We start from the raw sequence: 16,503 nt of genomic DNA, 5'->3' as shown, positions 1-16,503 counted from the left end.
CAAATATCAAGTTTACTAAATAAAACGCCATAAAAGTGAGTAAGAAATCTCTGATAGAGACGTTTACTACGACACAATAAACAAGCAAAACAATAATAGAGAATATGATCCAGAGTATCTTTAGTGCCAAATACAAATGTATCAATTTCTCTGGTGCATGTTTCCGACAAACATCAGAGATGTAAGTTGTTAACACGCCGAGTGTAGCAAAATAAACAGGTATAAAAGGGAACCAACTAAAATAGTGACCAGGTAGAAGATATTTAAAAACTAATATTCCTATAGCACTCGTTAGTATTGTAAACAGCGATAAAAAAGTGAAATAATTAAATTTCATTCTATCTATACCCATATTTATTTAGTTTATAATGAAACACATGCTGAAACAATTCCATTACTCAATTCTACAAAACCATCCTGAATATTCAATGTAGATTCTTTGCCATCGCTGATATACAAAATCTCACCTTTAATCAACGAAGAAACGATGGGAGCATGCTGAGGTAAAATGGTAAATAGACCAATTGTACCCGGAAAAGTGACACTAGTTACTTCTCCATCAAACAATTCTCGTTCAGGGGATACTATACTTAGATGTAGATTCATTATCGAAATTTTATAATCTTTGAAATATTCTTAAAAGCCTCTCGCTTATTCTTTTGATTGTTCCAATAACAGCCTACCTTTCGCTATTGCATCTTCAATAGTACCCACATTAAGGAATGCCGATTCCGGAAGATAATCCACTTCACCATCAAGGATCATTTTAAATCCTTTAATCGTATCTTCAATAGATACCATAGCACCTGGAACACCTGTAAACTGCTCTGCAACTGTAAATGGTTGAGAAAGGAAACGTTGTACTCTACGAGCTCGATTCACAGTCAGACGATCTTCGTCAGAAAGTTCTTCCATACCTAAAATAGAAATAATATCCTGCAATTCCTTATTACGCTGCAATATCTGCTTTACACGTTGAGCTACTTCATAATGCTCTTGTCCTACAACAAGCGGATCAAGAATACGAGAAGTTGATTCCAAAGGATCTACAGCAGGATAGATACCAAGCTCAGTGATTTTACGACTAAGTACTGTCGTTGCATCAAGGTGCGTAAAAGTTGTAGCAGGCGCAGGGTCAGTCAAGTCATCTGCAGGAACATAAACTGCCTGAACAGAAGTAATTGAACCTGCTTTCGTAGAAGTGATGCGTTCCTGCATAACTCCCATCTCCGTAGCTAATGTAGGTTGATAACCTACCGCAGAAGGCATACGGCCTAATAGTGCTGAAACTTCAGAACCTGCCTGAGTAAAACGGAATATGTTATCAATAAAGAATAAGATATCTTTTGAACCAGATTGAGCTGCCAAATCGCGAAATGATTCTGCTACAGTTAATCCAGACAATGCTACGGAAGAACGTGCCCCGGGAGGTTCATTCATCTGTCCAAAAACCAAAGTTGCTTGAGATTTAGCCACTTCATCGTAATCGACCTTCGATAAATCCCAGTGACCAGCTTCCATACTCTTTTTAAACTCTTCTCCATAGCGGATAACTCCTGACTCAATCATTTCCCGAAGTAAATCATTCCCTTCACGAGTACGTTCACCTACTCCGGCAAAAACGGAAAATCCATTATGCTTTTTAGCAATGTTATTGATAAGCTCCATAATAAGAACCGTCTTACCTACACCAGCACCACCAAACAAGCCAATTTTTCCACCTTTAGAATAAGGCTCTAGCAGATCGATCACTTTTATACCAGTGAACAAGACTTCTTGAACAGTCGTTAAGTCTTCAAACTTAGGTGGATCTCGATGTATGGGATATGCCCCTTTTTTATTAAGATCTTTCATACCATCGATAGACTCCCCCACCACATTCATTAATCGTCCCTTAATCTGATTGCCTATAGGCATGGTAATAGGACTATGAGTTGGAACAACTTTCATTCCACGTTGCAATCCATCAGTACTATCCATCGCAACGGTACGAACTGTGTTTTCGCCAATATGTTGCTGTACTTCTACTATTAGTTTTTTACCGTTAGACCTTTTTATTTCTAACGCTTCGTGAATGCTTGGCAACATCAGGTCGGTTTCAGAGCCGTCAAAAAAGACATCGACCACTGGGCCAATAACCTGAGAAATATGCCCTATAATCTGTGACATAAGCAAAATATGTTTTAGGTAAAAACGTAATTTCTATCTGTTTGTTCAATAGTTAGACAAACAACTTTGCAAATATAGAAACAAAAATGAATCCTTGTTTCAGTTTTTTTTTTTTTGTTTTTAGATAACATTCGTTAGCCCTGTTTTAAGGCCATACAGACCAATATTGAAGCCTATTAAGAGTAAACATGTTATAGAAACAAGTCGATCCTCATTCTGAAATTAGTTAGAATCGACAATGAATATAACGTTCCATTTAATATACTTCAATCTTAGCCGCTATACGTTTGGCTTTATCACGCAATCCATTCATCTCAGTATTCAGAGGTGCATAACATAGAACTACGCCCATACGGCGATTTACTCGAGTGAATGGCTTGCCAAAGATGCGTAGATAAGTATCTTCCTCTTTAGTAACCTCTTCCATTCCTTTGTATTGAGGGGCTTCCTGACTAGAAATCGTTGAAAGAATAACCGCACTGACTCCTATTTTTTCTTGTTTAATGCAAGGAATAGGCCATCCTAGAATTGCCCGCAAATGAAGTTCAAATTCATTCAGGTTCTGTGTTCCAGCCAGTGTTACCATGCCTGTGTCATGGGGGCGAGGAGACAATTCTGAAAAATAAACTCCATTTTCATGACTTAAAAAGAACTCTACTCCCCACAAACCTTCGCCTGTAAGTGAACGTGTCACTTTATCAGCCATATCCTGTGCCTCTAGCAAATGAGCAGGGTCAATATGAGCCGGTTGAAAGCTTTCTCTATAATCTCCTCCTTTTTGCACATGACCTATTGGCGGACAGAAAAGAGTCGGGCCATTCTTTTGTGTTACGGTAAGCAGCGTTATCTCACTATCAAAACGGATAAACTCTTCAATAATTAGTTCGCGAATATCGCCACGGCTACCACTACAACCGTATTCCCAAGCATGTTGCAGCTCATCAGCACTTTTCACCAACGATTGTCCTTTGCCGGACGAGGACATGAGAGGCTTCACAACACAAGGAAAACCTATTTTATCAGCTGCCGTTCTCAATTCATCAAAAGAAGTAGCATAGAAATAGCGAGCTGTTTTAAGCCTTAGTTCCTTAGCGGCAAGATCGCGAATAGCCTTACGATTCATTGTAAAATTCACTGCACGCGCACTTGGAACAACCTGAATACCTCCTTTTTCGAAATCATACAAACGTTCTGTACGTATTGCCTCTATTTCTGGAACAATGATATCTGGTTGATGTTTCTTTACTACACGTTCTAGTTCTTCACCATTAAGCATATCCAGTACTTCGTACTCATCTGCGACCTGCATAGCCGGCGCCCCGACGTACGAATCGCAAGCAATAATATATTGTCCTTTACGTTGTGCAGAGATAACAAATTCTTTTCCCAATTCGCCCGATCCGAGCAAAAGTATCTTTTTCATTTTATATTTCAACTTTAAAATATTCTTCGGAAATATGACAGTAAGATGTAGTTCCTTTAATCTATTGATTAACAATTTATGGTTTTATTGATGCTGATCACGCAATAAATCATTTACTGTCTTCACGGGATTAAACGTTGTTAGAGGTACTTCAACAAACACTGTGTTCCAATCGCTCATTGCTCCGTTCCATAATCCAGGTAATTCAAGAGCTTTGAGCTCTTTTCCGTTTTTTGATTTATAAGAAATGAAGCCAGTAGCTTTATCTACAAACTTACTTAAATCAAATTTATGTCCTTTATAATCACGAACAGCACAGACCAAATCCACCGGATTAAAGTAACTTCCTTTTTCAAACATTTCCTTGCTTATAGGATTTGTCATGTCTATCTGCGAGCTTTCTAATATTTGCAACGAAATGGTTCCATCTTGATTGTACGCAAGAAATGGTCCCCCACCTGGTTCACCTACATTTTTAACCATCCCACAAACGCGCATCGGACGATTTAGTTTGCTCCTCAGATAAAGTACAAGTTCCACATCTTCCAATATATTCGTCTCTGGATTTTTACAGAAAAGCTTTTTCTGCAAAAATTGAAGGACCTCTAGCACCTGCTCGTGTGTGTATTGTCCACTATCAAGTAACTCCATATATTCAAATACCTGCTTTTGCAGCGTAACCAATACCCCTGCTAGAAGTTTTTTATATCGTACCGTGTCCTCCTTCAACTTATCGGGCACTACATTATCTATATTCTTAATGAATAGAATATCTGCATCTAAGTCGTTCAGGTTTTCAATCAATGCTCCATGACCTCCAGGACGAAAGAATAATTTGTCCTTATCGCGAAAAGGTTCATTCTTCATATCGGCAGCTATAGTATCTGTGTTCGACTTCTGTTCAGAAAAAGTAACATTATAACTTCTATCATATTTTTGGCCATAAGCATCTACTTTTTCTTCAGCCAATTCTTTAAAGAGAGTGCGATGTTCAGCAGAGACTGTGAAATGGACATTAACATGGGAGCTATTGCCGGTAGCGTACAAAGCACCTTCTACTAAGTGCTCTTCTAAGGGAGTACGTACACCATCCTCGTATTTATGGAATTTCAATAACCCTTTTGGCAGTCCACCATAATTTAATCCTGTCTCAGAAAGCAATGCATTCACTACTGCTTTATAATTTTCATCAGCCAAGAGAGAAGATATTGATTTACCTTCTATCTTGAGACAAGCCACATCCAAATCATTATAGAAAGCAAACTTAGTGAGATTTGTAAAAAAGGTTACTTCAAAATTAGTGGTAGGTTTATTATATTCTGCAGTCAAAAACTCAAATAAGTCTTTAAACATTCGACTGGCTGCACCAGATGCAGGAACAAATTTAACTATCGTTTTATCCGTATGAGTGTAATCTTCCCATGATTTAAGATAGCACTTTTCATCACTAGCTTCAGGTGATAAAACGCCTCGTTCTATAGATGCTGCTGCGCTTAATTTCAAATAAGGAAACCCAGTCCGGAAACATGCTAGTTGTTCGGATATCTGAGATTCGGTGATACCCTTCTTAGCAAGCAATTCTTTGTCTTGTAGTGTAATCATCCTATGTAATTTTATTAATTGATGCCCAAAAATACAAAATGTTATTTACTTTGTGCGGCATACTAAACAAAAAAAGCTATTTTTACAACGAAATTTATACACCATAACCTCGGTACTAAAATACTGTTGTAACATAAATATGGTAAAATCAATAGAATTAGCTTTGCATATTAATACTTCGGCAAATTATGAATGCATTTTTCACAAAAACAGAAAAAAAAGAATTACTTGCTTTATATAAGAAGCTCTTGCAATCTGCTGGAGACAGCATTGCTAAAGAGGATGCACGAAAACTAAGAAAACATCTTATATCAGCAGTCAATAACAATAACTTACAACGCAATAATTTTGGAATGAATCCCATTATTAGGGATATGCAAACAGCTGTAATCGTAGCCGATGAAATAGGAATGAAAGGTTCTTGCCTCATAGGTATTATGCTACACGATATTATTAAGAATAACACAGTTACACTTGAAGCAATTAAATCTGAATTCGGAGGTGATGTGGCAAGCATTATTAAAGGTTTAGTTAAAGCAAATGATTTATACGCAAAAAGTGCAGCTATTGAGTCAGAAAACTTTCGCAATCTTCTGCTTTCATTTGCCGAAGACATGCGAGTGATATTGATTATGATTGCCGACCGAGTGAACATTATGCGGCTAATCAAGAACACAGAAAACAACGAAGATCGTTTGAAGATTGCCAATGAATCTGTCTATCTATATGCCCCTTTAGCGCATAAGTTAGGGCTTTACAAGCTAAAATCCGAATTAGAAGATCTTTCCTTAAAATACACGCAACGAGAAACCTATTACTTCATTAAAGATAAACTCAACGAGACAAAGTCTTCTCGAGACACCTATATTGCTTCATTCATTGAACCAATTCAGAAAAAGGTAGAGGATACCGGGTTGAAATTCGACATTAAAGGAAGAACAAAGTCCATACATTCCATCTGGAACAAAATACAAAAGCAAAAAACACCTTTTGAAGGTATTTACGATTTGTTTGCCATCCGCATCATTATCGATGCTGATCCCGATAAAGAAAAGCAAGAGTGTTGGCAAGTATATTCTATCGTAACAGATATGTATCAACCTAACCCCAAAAGGCTACGCGACTGGCTCTCCATTCCTAAAAGCAATGGTTATGAATCATTGCATATCACTGTGATGGGCCCCGAAGGAAAATGGGTAGAAGTACAAATCCGTACCCGCCGCATGGATGAAATAGCCGAACGAGGATTGGCTGCTCATTGGAGATACAAAGGAGTTAAAGGGGAAACGGGACTGGACGAATGGCTAACTTCTGTTCGTGAGGCTCTGGAAAACCCCGATGCTGATTCCATGAAAGTAATGGATCAGTTTAAAATGGACTTGTATGAGGATGAGGTCTTTGTCTTTACCCCCAAAGGTGATCTGTTCAAACTAGCTGCTGGTGCTACAGTACTCGATTTTGCTTTTCACATACACAGCAAACTGGGGAGCAAATGTATTGGAGCAAAAGTAAATGGCAAAAATGTCCAGCTAAAACAAAAATTGAATAGTGGAGACCAAGTTGAGATAATGACATCGAACACTCAAACTCCAAAGCAAGACTGGCTGAATATCGTCACTACCTCAAAAGCACGAACCAAAATTCGTCAGGCTCTTAAAGAAATGGCTTCCAAACAGCATGATTTTGCGAAAGAAACCATTGAACGGAAGTTCAAGAATCGTAAAATGGAGTATGACGAAGGTGTGATGATGCGTCTTATCAAACGGATGGGATACAAAACCGTTACGGAGTTCTACCAAAAGATAGCAGAAGGCTCACTGGAAGTAAATGATCTTTTAGATAAATATATCGAACAGAAAAGACGAGAGAATGATCCGCATGAAGACCTCGTATATCGTAGTGCAGAAGGATATAACCTTCAGAATCAAATAGACGAGACTGCGGGAAAAGAAGATGTGTTGGTCATCGATCAGAATCTAAAAGGTATTGACTTTAAACTTGCCAAATGCTGTAATCCAATCTATGGGGATGAGGTTTTTGGATTCGTAACTGTATCGGGAGGAATAAAAATTCATCGCCACGACTGCCCCAATGCGCACCAGATGATGGAACGTTTTGGTTACCGCATAGTAAAAGCACGTTGGGCCGGTAAATCGCAAGGTACACAATATCCCATTACTCTCCGAGTAGTGGGGCACGATGATATAGGTATTGTTACCAATATCACCTCTGTCATATCTAAAGAGAATGGAATCGCACTACGCTCTATTAGCGTTGAATCCAATGATGGCCTTTTTTCAGGTACTCTCACTATCATGGTAAGCGATACCGGACGACTCGAAGCTCTTATAAAAAAACTGAGAACAGTCAAAGGGGTAAAGCAGGTAAACAGAAGCTAATGAAAACATGCATTAAGGAGACTACCGTGGAGCAAGAGACAAAACAAAAAAGTCTATTTACTCAATTTCTTAAAGGTTTCTTTTATGCCACGAAAGGAATCATTAGCTTTCTCCGTACAGAGCGTAATGGATGGTTTCATTGTTGCGCAATCGTAGTGGTAACAATTGCAGGTTTCTATTTTAATATCAACCGAATGGAATGGATAGCCGTTCTTTTTTGCTTCGGATTGGTGCTTGCTGCCGAGGCGTTTAATACTGCTATCGAGCGCTTGGTGAACCTCGTTTCGCCAAAAAAAAATCCTATTGCAGGTGATGTAAAAGATATAGCGGCAGGTGCCGTATTAATTTGTGCCATCGTTGCAGCAATAATAGGATTACTCATCTTTATGCCCTATTTTATTTAATTTCACCATCAAAAACACATCAAGGTATGATAAGAAAGAAGCAATTACTAACTCTATTCCTACTCAGCCTCGCGGCAATAAATACAATATATGCCGAAGATGGTCAAAAACTTATCTCTCAAATTAATAATACCCTATGGTATAATAAACCTGCCACTCAATGGGAAGAAACATTACCTCTAGGCAACGGTCGATTGGGAATGATGCCTGATGGAGGTGTTGAAAAAGAACGTATTGTTTTGAATGACATCACCATGTGGAGTGGATCGAAAGCAGACTACAACAATTCTGAAGCCTCTTCTTATTTGCCGGCCATCAGAGAACTTTTATTTCAAGGCAAAAATAAAGAAGCGCAAGAATTGATGTATCAACACTTCGTTCCGGTAAAACCAGAGAAAGGCGGTACATACGGAGCCTATCAAATGTTGGGCAATCTGGATATTGAATATTATTACAATACACCTTCTCGCAGCAAAGCATACAAGCGTTTTTTAGATTTAGAACAAGGTTTGTCTGCTACACACTTCACTAAAGGTCTCAATTATGTACGTACCTATTTTGTGTCGCATTCTAAAGATGCGATGGTAATTCGCTTGAGTACTCCACTCAATCCCGGCGAGAAACAGATTTCATTTTTAGCGCAGTTAAATCGTCCTGAACGGGCAACAGTGAAAACATGTGGCGACACACTGATCATGGAAGGAAGTTTAGATAGTGGAAAAGAGGGAGTGGAAGGAGTACGTTTCATCGTAAAGATGGTAGTCAATGCTCCAAAAGAATGCATCAGTGTCACCGATAAAGGTATACAAATTCAAAATGCCGACGTAGCGACCATCTATCTGTCTGCTGCAACTAGTTTCGAGAATAAGGAATACCGAAAGCAAGCCGATCAACAACTAAGAGATATAGCGGCACTTCCCTACAGTGATTTAAAAAAAGAATATATCAACGAATATCAGAAACTTTTTAAACGCACATCGCTCTTTATCGGAAAGGATGATTATGCCAATGATGCAGAAGGTCCTTGGCAATTGCCTACTGACGAACGCATCCGTCGTTTTCAAAAAGAAGATGATCCTGCACTAGCAGCGCTCTATTACAATTATGGGCGTTACCTACTTATTAGTAGCACCCGTCCGGGATCACTCCCACCTAATTTACAAGGATTATGGGCCAATGAATGCAGCACGCCATGGAATGGCGATTATCATCTGAACATTAATGTGCAAATGAATCATTGGCCTGTGGAACAAGGCAACTTGTCAGAACTACATCTACCGCTTATAGAGTTAACTAAAGGGCTAGTTAAGAGTGGAGAACTCACAGCCAAAGCGTTTTATGGCAAAGATGCCAAAGGATGGGTGGCACACATGATGACCAACGTATGGCAATTTACCGCACCGGGCGAACGCCCTTCATGGGGAGCCACAAATACGGGTGGTGCATGGCTATGTGCGCATCTATGGGAACATTATCTCTACAATGGAGATAAAAAATACCTAAAGGAAGTATATCCCGTAATGAAAGGAGCCTCAGAGTTTTTCCTCTCAACGATGGTTAAAGAACCTACTCATGGATGGTTGGTAACCGCTCCTACTTCTTCGCCCGAAAACTCTTTTTATATGGGTGATGATAAAACACCCATCAGCGTGTGCATGGGGCCAACGATGGATACTGAGCTAGTGAATGAACTCTACACTAACGTAATAGAAGCATCTCGCATTCTTGGTGTCGACAGTAGTTATAGACGCCAGCTGGAAAGTGCGCGTAAACAACTTCCACCACTGCAGATAAGCAAAGAGGGCTACCTAATGGAATGGTTAGAAGATTATAAAGAAACAGATATACACCATCGGCATGTATCCCATCTTTACGGATTGCATCCCGGCAATCAGATTACACTGACAAAGACACCTGAATTGGCAGAAGCTTGCCGCTCAACGCTCAATCGTCGAGGCGACGAAGGTACAGGCTGGAGCCGTGCATGGAAAATTAACTTTTGGGCACGTTTAGGTGATGGCGACCGAGCATATAAGTTGTTTAAAAGCTTATTGATTCCGGCTTATGCTCCCGAAACACCTGAACAAAGAGGAAGCGGGACTTTTCCTAATTTGTTTTGTTCGCATCCTCCTTTCCAGATGGATGGTAATTGGGGAGGCACGTCAGGTATTGGAGAAATGCTATTGCAAAGTCATGATGGTTTTATAGACTTCTTACCTGCACTGCCGACATCATGGAAAGAAGGAAGTTTCCAAGGATTCAAAGTACGTGGTGGAGCTGGAGTAAGTCTTCATTGGAAAGAGGGGAAAGCAACATTAGCCACTATAAAAGCAACAAACGCAAATAAATTTAGAGTCAAAATACCAAAAGGAATTTCTTCAGTTAAAGTGATTAGCGATAAACAAGTTCAGGTATATCAATACCCAGTGACTTTTTTCGATTTGAAATTAAGCAAAGATGAACAAGTTGAATTGGTCTTTGAAACTTTTAAAGGAGCCTTATAAGTAAACAATTATCGCCATTACATAAGTCCATCCACAAGCCTTGTGAGAGGGGTTTGTTGAGTTAACTAGATCAGCGTGGTGAATTAACTACTTCAGCGCGGTGAATTAACTAGTTCACCACGCTGAAGTTCCGAGTTCTATTTTTAGCATACTGACTGTAAAGATTGCGCACCATCGATTATTTATCGCATTCTCCTCTTCATAAAATAAGGATATGTAATAAAAATAAAGAACGCTAGTGCCAACAATGCGGAGACCAAAGCAATACGATAAGGAACAGCAGGAGAATCACTAATATGTACTGTAAGATAACAAGTAACAGCCACGCCCAAAGAAATTCCTGATTCCCAAGCTAGCAAATGGGTAGTATTTGCTGTGCCTCGCTGACAGTGATGAGACAGCTTCACAAACATGAGTAGAAATTCGGGAGTAGCCAGACCTAAGCCAACACCTAATAGTGCTGCAGCAGGAATCAGTCCTAAGTAAATTATAGGAAAAATCAATAACCCAATGGCAACTATAATAAGCACAATCCCTACAATTATTAATTCTCTCATATGCTCTTTTTTAAACCATAGCTTCACAAACAATACTGAGCAAAAGAAGCTCAATCCAACTACAGCAAAAAACGGAATAATAATTCCCATTACTTCTACACAACGAAAGGTATGAGGTACTAAAGGGATTAACACACCAAGCACAAATGCAATAAGAATCATGTTTAGCATAGGCACCCAACCACGGGACAGTAGAAAACGATCTGTAGTACAAAAGTTCGTACCAATAGGTGCGCGAAAAGGCACGTAAAGCATCCAAAATAGCAATATTCCCAAACCACCAACAGCTGCTGAAACATAAATAACTGTATCAAACCCTTTGAGCATAAACAAATATATACCAACAGCAATACCGAACATCATGCCTAAACGTGAAGTCCATCCAAAGATAATATTGCTCACACTCCGGCAATTAGGGTTGGTTAAATCAATGGCTAGTGTAATACCGGAAGTCGTTGCCAATCCGAAAGCCATGCCATGTAAAACACACAAGAGCAAAAATTCCGTAGTGGTAGTAACCCACGTACAAGCGATTGTAGCTAATAACATAAAAGCAAAAGAAAATACACAGACGTACTTCCGCTTGTAAGCATCCACTATATAACTGTAGAACGGGCCAACGATAAACATGCCTGCCGTAAGAAAGATAAAGAGGCTACCTGTAAGAGCTAAAGACACTCCCAAGCGATTGGCCATCACACTAGGAAGTACAGGAAGTAGCATATATCGAGCTACAAACAGTAGAAAGTTACCTAAACAAACTTGTAGGTAGTTTAAAGATAATAATGGACTAGTATTGTTCTTTCTCATTGGGAAAATCGGAACTCTTTACATCAGTTACATATTGCTGAATAGCATTTGTCATAGTCGTGTGCAAATCGGCATAGCGACGCAAGAAACGAGGACTAAATCCTTGGCTCATACCCAGCATATCCTGAATCACCAATACCTGTCCATCTACTTTTCCCCCAGCGCCGATGCCTATCACAGGAATGGTTAGTTCACTAGCTACTCGCTCTGCCAAATTAGCAGGAATCTTTTCCAATACCAGTCCAAAACATCCAGCTTCTTCCAAAAGATGCGCATCACGTATCAGCTTTTCAGCTTCAATCTCGTCCTTAGCGCGCACAGTATAAGTTCCGTATTTATTTATTGATTGTGGCATTAGGCCCAAGTGCCCCATGATAGGAATACCTGCACAAAGGATGCGATTAACCGTTTCGAGAATTTCTTCGCCACCTTCCAGTTTCAAAGCATCCGCATGGCTTTCCTTCATGATGCGAATAGCAGAAGCCAATCCCTCTTTTGAGTTTCCTTGATAAGAGCCAAAAGGCATATCTACCACTACCATTGCACGATTTACCGCACGAACCACTGACTTACCATGATAAATCATCTGATCAAGAGTGATAGGAAGAGTTGTTACGTTACCTGCCATTACGTTGGATGCAGAATCACCTACCAAAATAACATCAATACCTGCACCATCTACAATCTTTGCAGTCGTAAAGTCGTACGAGGTAAGCATTGATATTTTTTCACCTCTTTCTTTCATCTCGATAAGGCGATGAGTTGTCACTTTCCGTGTATCATCAGAGATATAACCAGCCATAATTTTATACTATTAAATTTTGTAAATTCCAGGCAAAGTTATAGCATTCATACGGAATTAGGAAATATTTCGATGTTTTTTGGTCATTTGATTACTGAGAATTATATTAGTACCCTTTGGGGCTGGACTTGAAAATAAATCGAACGGACTTATCATAAGTAATATAATTCCAAATCCAATTAATTAGTACTATCAGTTTATTCTTAACCCCCAGAATGGAACGCAAGTGTACAAGCATCCACACTACCCAAGCCATAAAGCCATGAAGTCTTAGTTTTTTGAGGTCAGCCACAGCCTTGTTGCGTCCCACAGTAGCCAATGCACCTCTATCTTTATAAGCAAAAGGAACTAAAGATGATCCTTTTAGCATTCTCTCCAGATTGTCGGCCAATAGTTCTCCTTGCTGAATAGCAACTGGAGCAACTTGTGGATGGCCGTTAGGATATGAAGCTTCGTTCTTTTGTAAGCAGATATCGCCTATTACAAATACATCTTGATGATCTTTCAGTTGATTGAATTCATTAACCAACAAACGACCTCCATGCCCGATCAATTCAGGAGAGATATTATTGAAATGTTCTGCTACTACCCCACTGACCCAAATAAGCGTACTAGCAGGTAATGATTGTCCATCATTTAACAATACACGCCCAGCTTCATAATTGACTACACGCTTTTGGAGGTATATTATTACTCCCATATCAGTAAGATACCTCAAAGCATTTCCTGATGCTTCTTCTGACATTGAAGCCAATAATTTCGTAGATCCTTCAACAAGATAAATGGTCAACGCGTCTTTTTTTAAATCAGGATAGTCTTTCGGAATGATGTATTTTTTCATTTCTGATATGGCACCAGCTATTTCAACCCCCGTTGCTCCACCTCCTACAATAACCACATTAAGTAATGATTGTTTTGTATCAGGATTAGAGCAATCAAGTGCCCTTTCTAAACGTAACAATAAAGTATTGCGCAAGGTCAAAGCTTCTTCTACGCTTTTCATAGGCAAAGCAACTTTGCGAATTGTCTCATTCCCAAAGAAATTAGTTGTAGTGCCGGCAGCAACAACCAAATAATCATAAGACAAGTTACCTATACTCGTTACCACAACATGTTCTTCGATTAAAAGATCTTTAACCTCTGCCAAGCGAAAGTAAAAGTCTTTTTTCTTCCTGAAATTCTTTCTGAAAGGAAAGGAAATTGAACTAGGTTCCAAGCCAGCAGAAGCAACTTGATATAAAAGCGGTTGAAATTGGTGATAGTTGTGTTTATCTATTAACACAACTTGAAATTCTTCACTACGTATTTTATCAGCCAGTGCTAATCCGCCAAAACCACCACCTATAATAACTATTCGCTTCTTTTTTGTAACAGGTATTTGAATATTCATCATATCTTAAAATTGACTTTAATAATATAAAAAGAACACCCCCTAATATCTGTTGTTCACTGAATTAACACTTATAGTACAATAAAGTCTATCAATAGAATGTATTAACAGAAAAAAATCACTTTTTTCTTAGTCTAATCAATCTATCAAAGTTCATCTCTATAAAATTATCAATGATGAAATCTGCTTTGCCTACTATTTTTTCACGAGAATTTGTAGTAGCTAGACCAATTACAGTGGCTCCGGAAGAGATACCAGCTTGCAAACCATGAAAAGAATCTTCAAAAACGAAAGTATTTTCAGCCGATGCACCCAACAACTCCATACCCAAAAGGAAACACTCTGGATGAGGTTTGGAATGAGTAAAAAGATCTGCAGTAATAATGCGGTCAAACTTTTCACATAAAGTGGGATGTGCACGATATACATTGGCCATCTTCTTTCCGTCAGAACTTGTTACTACAGCCGTTTTTACTTCATGAAGTCCTAAATCAGCCAAAAAGGTCTCAACTCCTGGTATGAATTCATAAGACATGTTTTCTTCAAATATACTTAGATCCTTCCGAATTTGCTGCTGAATATCATCCAAACCCGCAAAGTGTTTATCATAGATCTGAGTTAAAGTTTGCCCTTTGATCAACTGACCAAAATCAGCAATACCAAGATACTTCTGACCTTGCTTATTCCAAAAAACAGTATATTGACCCTCGGTATCCATCACAACTCCATCAAAATCAAATAGTGCAGCAATCGTATTTATCTTATCCATATTAATTATCTCCTCATATTAAAATTCATTAAACGTATTCATTAAACGAAATGCAAAGTTCTTAATAATCGTTGAAAGAGACAAATATTTAGTACCTTTGTTCTCTTTAAAAAAATAAAGGAAAACGCATGTCACAACAAAACAATCCGCATACACTTGGGACTAAGAGCATCGGAAAGCTACTGCTACAATATTCCATACCAGCTATTATCGGTATGACGCTTACTTCAATTTATAACATTATCGACAGTATTTTCATTGGGCATGGCGTTGGACCTATGGCGATTTCCGGCCTTGCCATCACTTTCCCATTCATGAACCTTGTGATGGCCTTTTGTACCCTTGTCGCAGGTGGAGGAGCTACTATTTCATCCATACGCTTAGGAGAAAAAAATCTCGACGGAGCTACATCTGTACTAGGAAATACATTGATGCTTTGCATTACGAATGCCCTTTTCTTCGGAACAATTTCTTTAATCTTTCTGGATGACATATTACTTTTTTTCGGAGCTAGCGAAGTAACATTGCCATATGCGCGAGATTTCATGCAGGTCATTCTCTTTGGAACGCCGATCTCGTATATCATGATCGGGCTCAACAATGTGATGCGTGCAACCGGATATCCAAAGAAAGCGATGATGACCTCAATGGTAACCGTGATAGCAAATATAATTCTTGCTCCGATTTTCATCTTTCATTTTCATTGGGGGATACGTGGAGCAGCTATAGCTACAGTGTTATCTCAATCCATTGGTATGGTATGGGTATTAAGTCATTTCATTAGTCAAAAAAGTTATGTGCATTTGAGAAATGATTTCTGGAAAATGAATATTCGCATAGTGGGTCATATATTCTCTATTGGCATGGCGCCTTTTCTCATGAATTTATGCACATGTACTATAGTAATCGTTATCAATGTAAGCCTACAAAAGTATGGAGGAGACATGGCGATTGGTGCTTATGGAATTATTAATCGTTTGATGACACTCTTCGTTATGACTGTCATGGGGCTAACTATGGGATTACAGCCTATTATCGGTTATAACTATGGTGCAAAGAAGATGAAACGCGTCAAACAGGCTTTACGCTTAGGTATTATTAGTGGGGTAAGTATAACCAGTACAGGTTTTCTTATCTGCGAGCTATTTCCACATGCCGTTTCGGCCATGTTTACTAATAGTAATGAATTAATAAATATGGCAGCAGCCGGAATACGAATTACGATTATGCTATTCCCATTTGTGGGTTGTCAGATTGTGATTTCTAACTTCTTCCAAAGCATAGGCAAAGTAAAAGTTAGCATTTTCCTTTCACTTTCTCGCCAACTGGTGTATTTGTTGCCATTCTTGCTGCTTCTCCCCAAAAAATACGGGGTAAGCGGAGTGTGGGCCAGCATGCCAATGTCGGATTTCTTTGCCTTTTTTACTGCAGTTGCTTGTTTGATAATCTACTTACGCCGTAATGCTAGCCACTATGCTACCATCGAATAAATGAATAGCTCGATGTGCAAAAGCAGCATTATGCTGAGCGTGTGTTACCATCACAATAGTTATACCTTGCTGATTCAATGCAGTCAATAGTCTCATTACTTCAGCACCATTTTTTGAATCCAGATTTCCCGTAGACTCATCAGCCAAAATAACTTTAGACTCCAAAAAAGTGATATACATGCGC

Annotated in this window: 12 protein-coding genes and 1 pseudogene; 4 read left to right on the top strand and 9 right to left on the bottom strand. The window is 39.0% G+C overall.

The features are described 5' to 3' along the window. Nucleotides 1-363 precede the first annotated feature (363 nt). The 4 genes from BQ5338_RS08840 to BQ5338_RS08825 form a co-directional block, all read right to left on the bottom strand. Nucleotides 364-609, bottom strand: a complete 246-nt coding sequence (locus BQ5338_RS08840) for a F0F1 ATP synthase subunit epsilon (RefSeq protein ID WP_139265216.1) — start codon at nucleotides 607-609, stop codon at nucleotides 364-366. A 42-nt stretch (nucleotides 610-651) separates the two neighbouring features. Then, on the bottom strand, nucleotides 652-2,169 hold the full coding sequence (gene atpD / locus BQ5338_RS08835) for a F0F1 ATP synthase subunit beta (RefSeq protein WP_071146438.1): 1,518 nt from the start codon (nucleotides 2,167-2,169) through the stop codon (nucleotides 652-654). A gap of 256 nt (nucleotides 2,170-2,425) precedes the next feature. Further along, nucleotides 2,426-3,592 (bottom strand): formate-dependent phosphoribosylglycinamide formyltransferase, encoded by a 1,167-nt coding sequence (purT, locus tag BQ5338_RS08830; protein WP_071146437.1) that lies wholly within the window; start codon nucleotides 3,590-3,592, stop codon nucleotides 2,426-2,428. Between the two features lie 84 nt (nucleotides 3,593-3,676). After that, nucleotides 3,677-5,194 (bottom strand): DUF4301 family protein, encoded by a 1,518-nt coding sequence (locus BQ5338_RS08825; RefSeq protein WP_071146436.1) that lies wholly within the window; start codon nucleotides 5,192-5,194, stop codon nucleotides 3,677-3,679. 188 nt (nucleotides 5,195-5,382) lie between these two features. On the opposite strand from BQ5338_RS08825, the gene BQ5338_RS08820 reads away from it, so the two are divergent. Genes BQ5338_RS08820 through BQ5338_RS08810 form a run of 3 tightly spaced genes read left to right on the top strand, consistent with a single transcriptional unit; the run spans nucleotide 5,383 to nucleotide 10,501 of the window. After that, entirely contained in the window at nucleotides 5,383-7,593 is a 2,211-nt protein-coding gene (locus tag BQ5338_RS08820) for a RelA/SpoT family protein (protein WP_071146435.1), read from the top strand. Continuing rightward, complete coding sequence (locus BQ5338_RS08815) at nucleotides 7,593-7,997, top strand: diacylglycerol kinase family protein (RefSeq protein WP_078063435.1); 405 nt, start codon at nucleotides 7,593-7,595, stop codon at nucleotides 7,995-7,997. The genes BQ5338_RS08820 and BQ5338_RS08815 overlap by 1 nt, the downstream gene beginning before the upstream one ends. Nucleotides 7,998-8,023: 26 nt before the next feature. After that, a complete protein-coding gene (locus BQ5338_RS08810; RefSeq protein WP_071146434.1) occupies nucleotides 8,024-10,501 on the top strand; it encodes a glycosyl hydrolase family 95 catalytic domain-containing protein in 2,478 nt (825 codons plus the stop codon). A 182-nt stretch (nucleotides 10,502-10,683) separates the two neighbouring features. Here BQ5338_RS08810 and BQ5338_RS08805 read toward each other — a convergent pair whose 3' ends face one another. From BQ5338_RS08805 to BQ5338_RS08790, 4 genes are all read right to left on the bottom strand, one after another. Continuing rightward, the gene (locus BQ5338_RS08805; protein ID WP_071146433.1) at nucleotides 10,684-11,868 is read right to left on the bottom strand and encodes an MFS transporter; all 1,185 of its coding nucleotides are present in this window, start codon (nucleotides 11,866-11,868) and stop codon (nucleotides 10,684-10,686) included. After that, nucleotides 11,849-12,670 (bottom strand): 3-methyl-2-oxobutanoate hydroxymethyltransferase, encoded by an 822-nt coding sequence (panB, locus tag BQ5338_RS08800; RefSeq protein ID WP_071146432.1) that lies wholly within the window; start codon nucleotides 12,668-12,670, stop codon nucleotides 11,849-11,851. The genes BQ5338_RS08805 and panB overlap by 20 nt, the downstream gene beginning before the upstream one ends. Nucleotides 12,671-12,776: 106 nt before the next feature. Further along, nucleotides 12,777-14,063, bottom strand: coding sequence for an NAD(P)/FAD-dependent oxidoreductase (locus tag BQ5338_RS08795; protein WP_235816397.1), 1,287 nt, complete (start codon nucleotides 14,061-14,063; stop codon nucleotides 12,777-12,779). Between the two features lie 115 nt (nucleotides 14,064-14,178). Next, nucleotides 14,179-14,829: an HAD family hydrolase gene (locus BQ5338_RS08790; protein WP_071146431.1), complete on the bottom strand. Its 651-nt coding sequence runs from the start codon at nucleotides 14,827-14,829 to the stop codon at nucleotides 14,179-14,181. Between the two features lie 128 nt (nucleotides 14,830-14,957). On the opposite strand from BQ5338_RS08790, the gene BQ5338_RS08785 reads away from it, so the two are divergent. Next, entirely contained in the window at nucleotides 14,958-16,319 is a 1,362-nt protein-coding gene (locus BQ5338_RS08785; protein WP_071146430.1) for an MATE family efflux transporter, read from the top strand. Here the strand turns inward: BQ5338_RS08785 and BQ5338_RS08780 are convergent. After that, nucleotides 16,281-16,475, bottom strand: a pseudogene (locus BQ5338_RS08780) (ABC transporter ATP-binding protein); the annotation flags it as partial. The gene BQ5338_RS08785 and the pseudogene BQ5338_RS08780 sit on opposite strands and share 39 nt — an antisense overlap. Between the last annotated feature and the right edge of the window lie 28 nt (nucleotides 16,476-16,503).

The organism is Bacteroides ihuae (assembly GCF_900104585.1).
GTDB classification, from domain to species: Bacteria; Bacteroidota; Bacteroidia; order Bacteroidales; family Bacteroidaceae; genus Bacteroides; species Bacteroides ihuae.
This window is presented reverse-complemented; position numbering and strand designations above follow the sequence as displayed.

Excerpts from the sequence above, each read along its gene's own strand:
- BQ5338_RS08795 (WP_235816397.1), bottom strand. The coding sequence starts at position 14,063 with ATGATGAATATTCAAATACCTGTTACAAAAAAGAAGCGAATAGTTATT.
- BQ5338_RS08805 (WP_071146433.1), bottom strand. The coding sequence starts at position 11,868 with ATGAGAAAGAACAATACTAGTCCATTATTATCTTTAAACTACCTACAA.
- atpD (WP_071146438.1), bottom strand. The coding sequence starts at position 2,169 with ATGTCACAGATTATAGGGCATATTTCTCAGGTTATTGGCCCAGTGGTC.
- BQ5338_RS08810 (WP_071146434.1), top strand. The coding sequence starts at position 8,024 with ATGATAAGAAAGAAGCAATTACTAACTCTATTCCTACTCAGCCTCGCG.
- BQ5338_RS08815 (WP_078063435.1), top strand. The coding sequence starts at position 7,593 with ATGAAAACATGCATTAAGGAGACTACCGTGGAGCAAGAGACAAAACAA.
- BQ5338_RS08790 (WP_071146431.1), bottom strand. The coding sequence starts at position 14,829 with ATGGATAAGATAAATACGATTGCTGCACTATTTGATTTTGATGGAGTT.
- BQ5338_RS08825 (WP_071146436.1), bottom strand. The coding sequence starts at position 5,194 with ATGATTACACTACAAGACAAAGAATTGCTTGCTAAGAAGGGTATCACC.
- purT (WP_071146437.1), bottom strand. The coding sequence starts at position 3,592 with ATGAAAAAGATACTTTTGCTCGGATCGGGCGAATTGGGAAAAGAATTT.
- panB (WP_071146432.1), bottom strand. The coding sequence starts at position 12,670 with ATGGCTGGTTATATCTCTGATGATACACGGAAAGTGACAACTCATCGC.
- BQ5338_RS08820 (WP_071146435.1), top strand. The coding sequence starts at position 5,383 with ATGAATGCATTTTTCACAAAAACAGAAAAAAAAGAATTACTTGCTTTA.
- BQ5338_RS08785 (WP_071146430.1), top strand. The coding sequence starts at position 14,958 with ATGTCACAACAAAACAATCCGCATACACTTGGGACTAAGAGCATCGGA.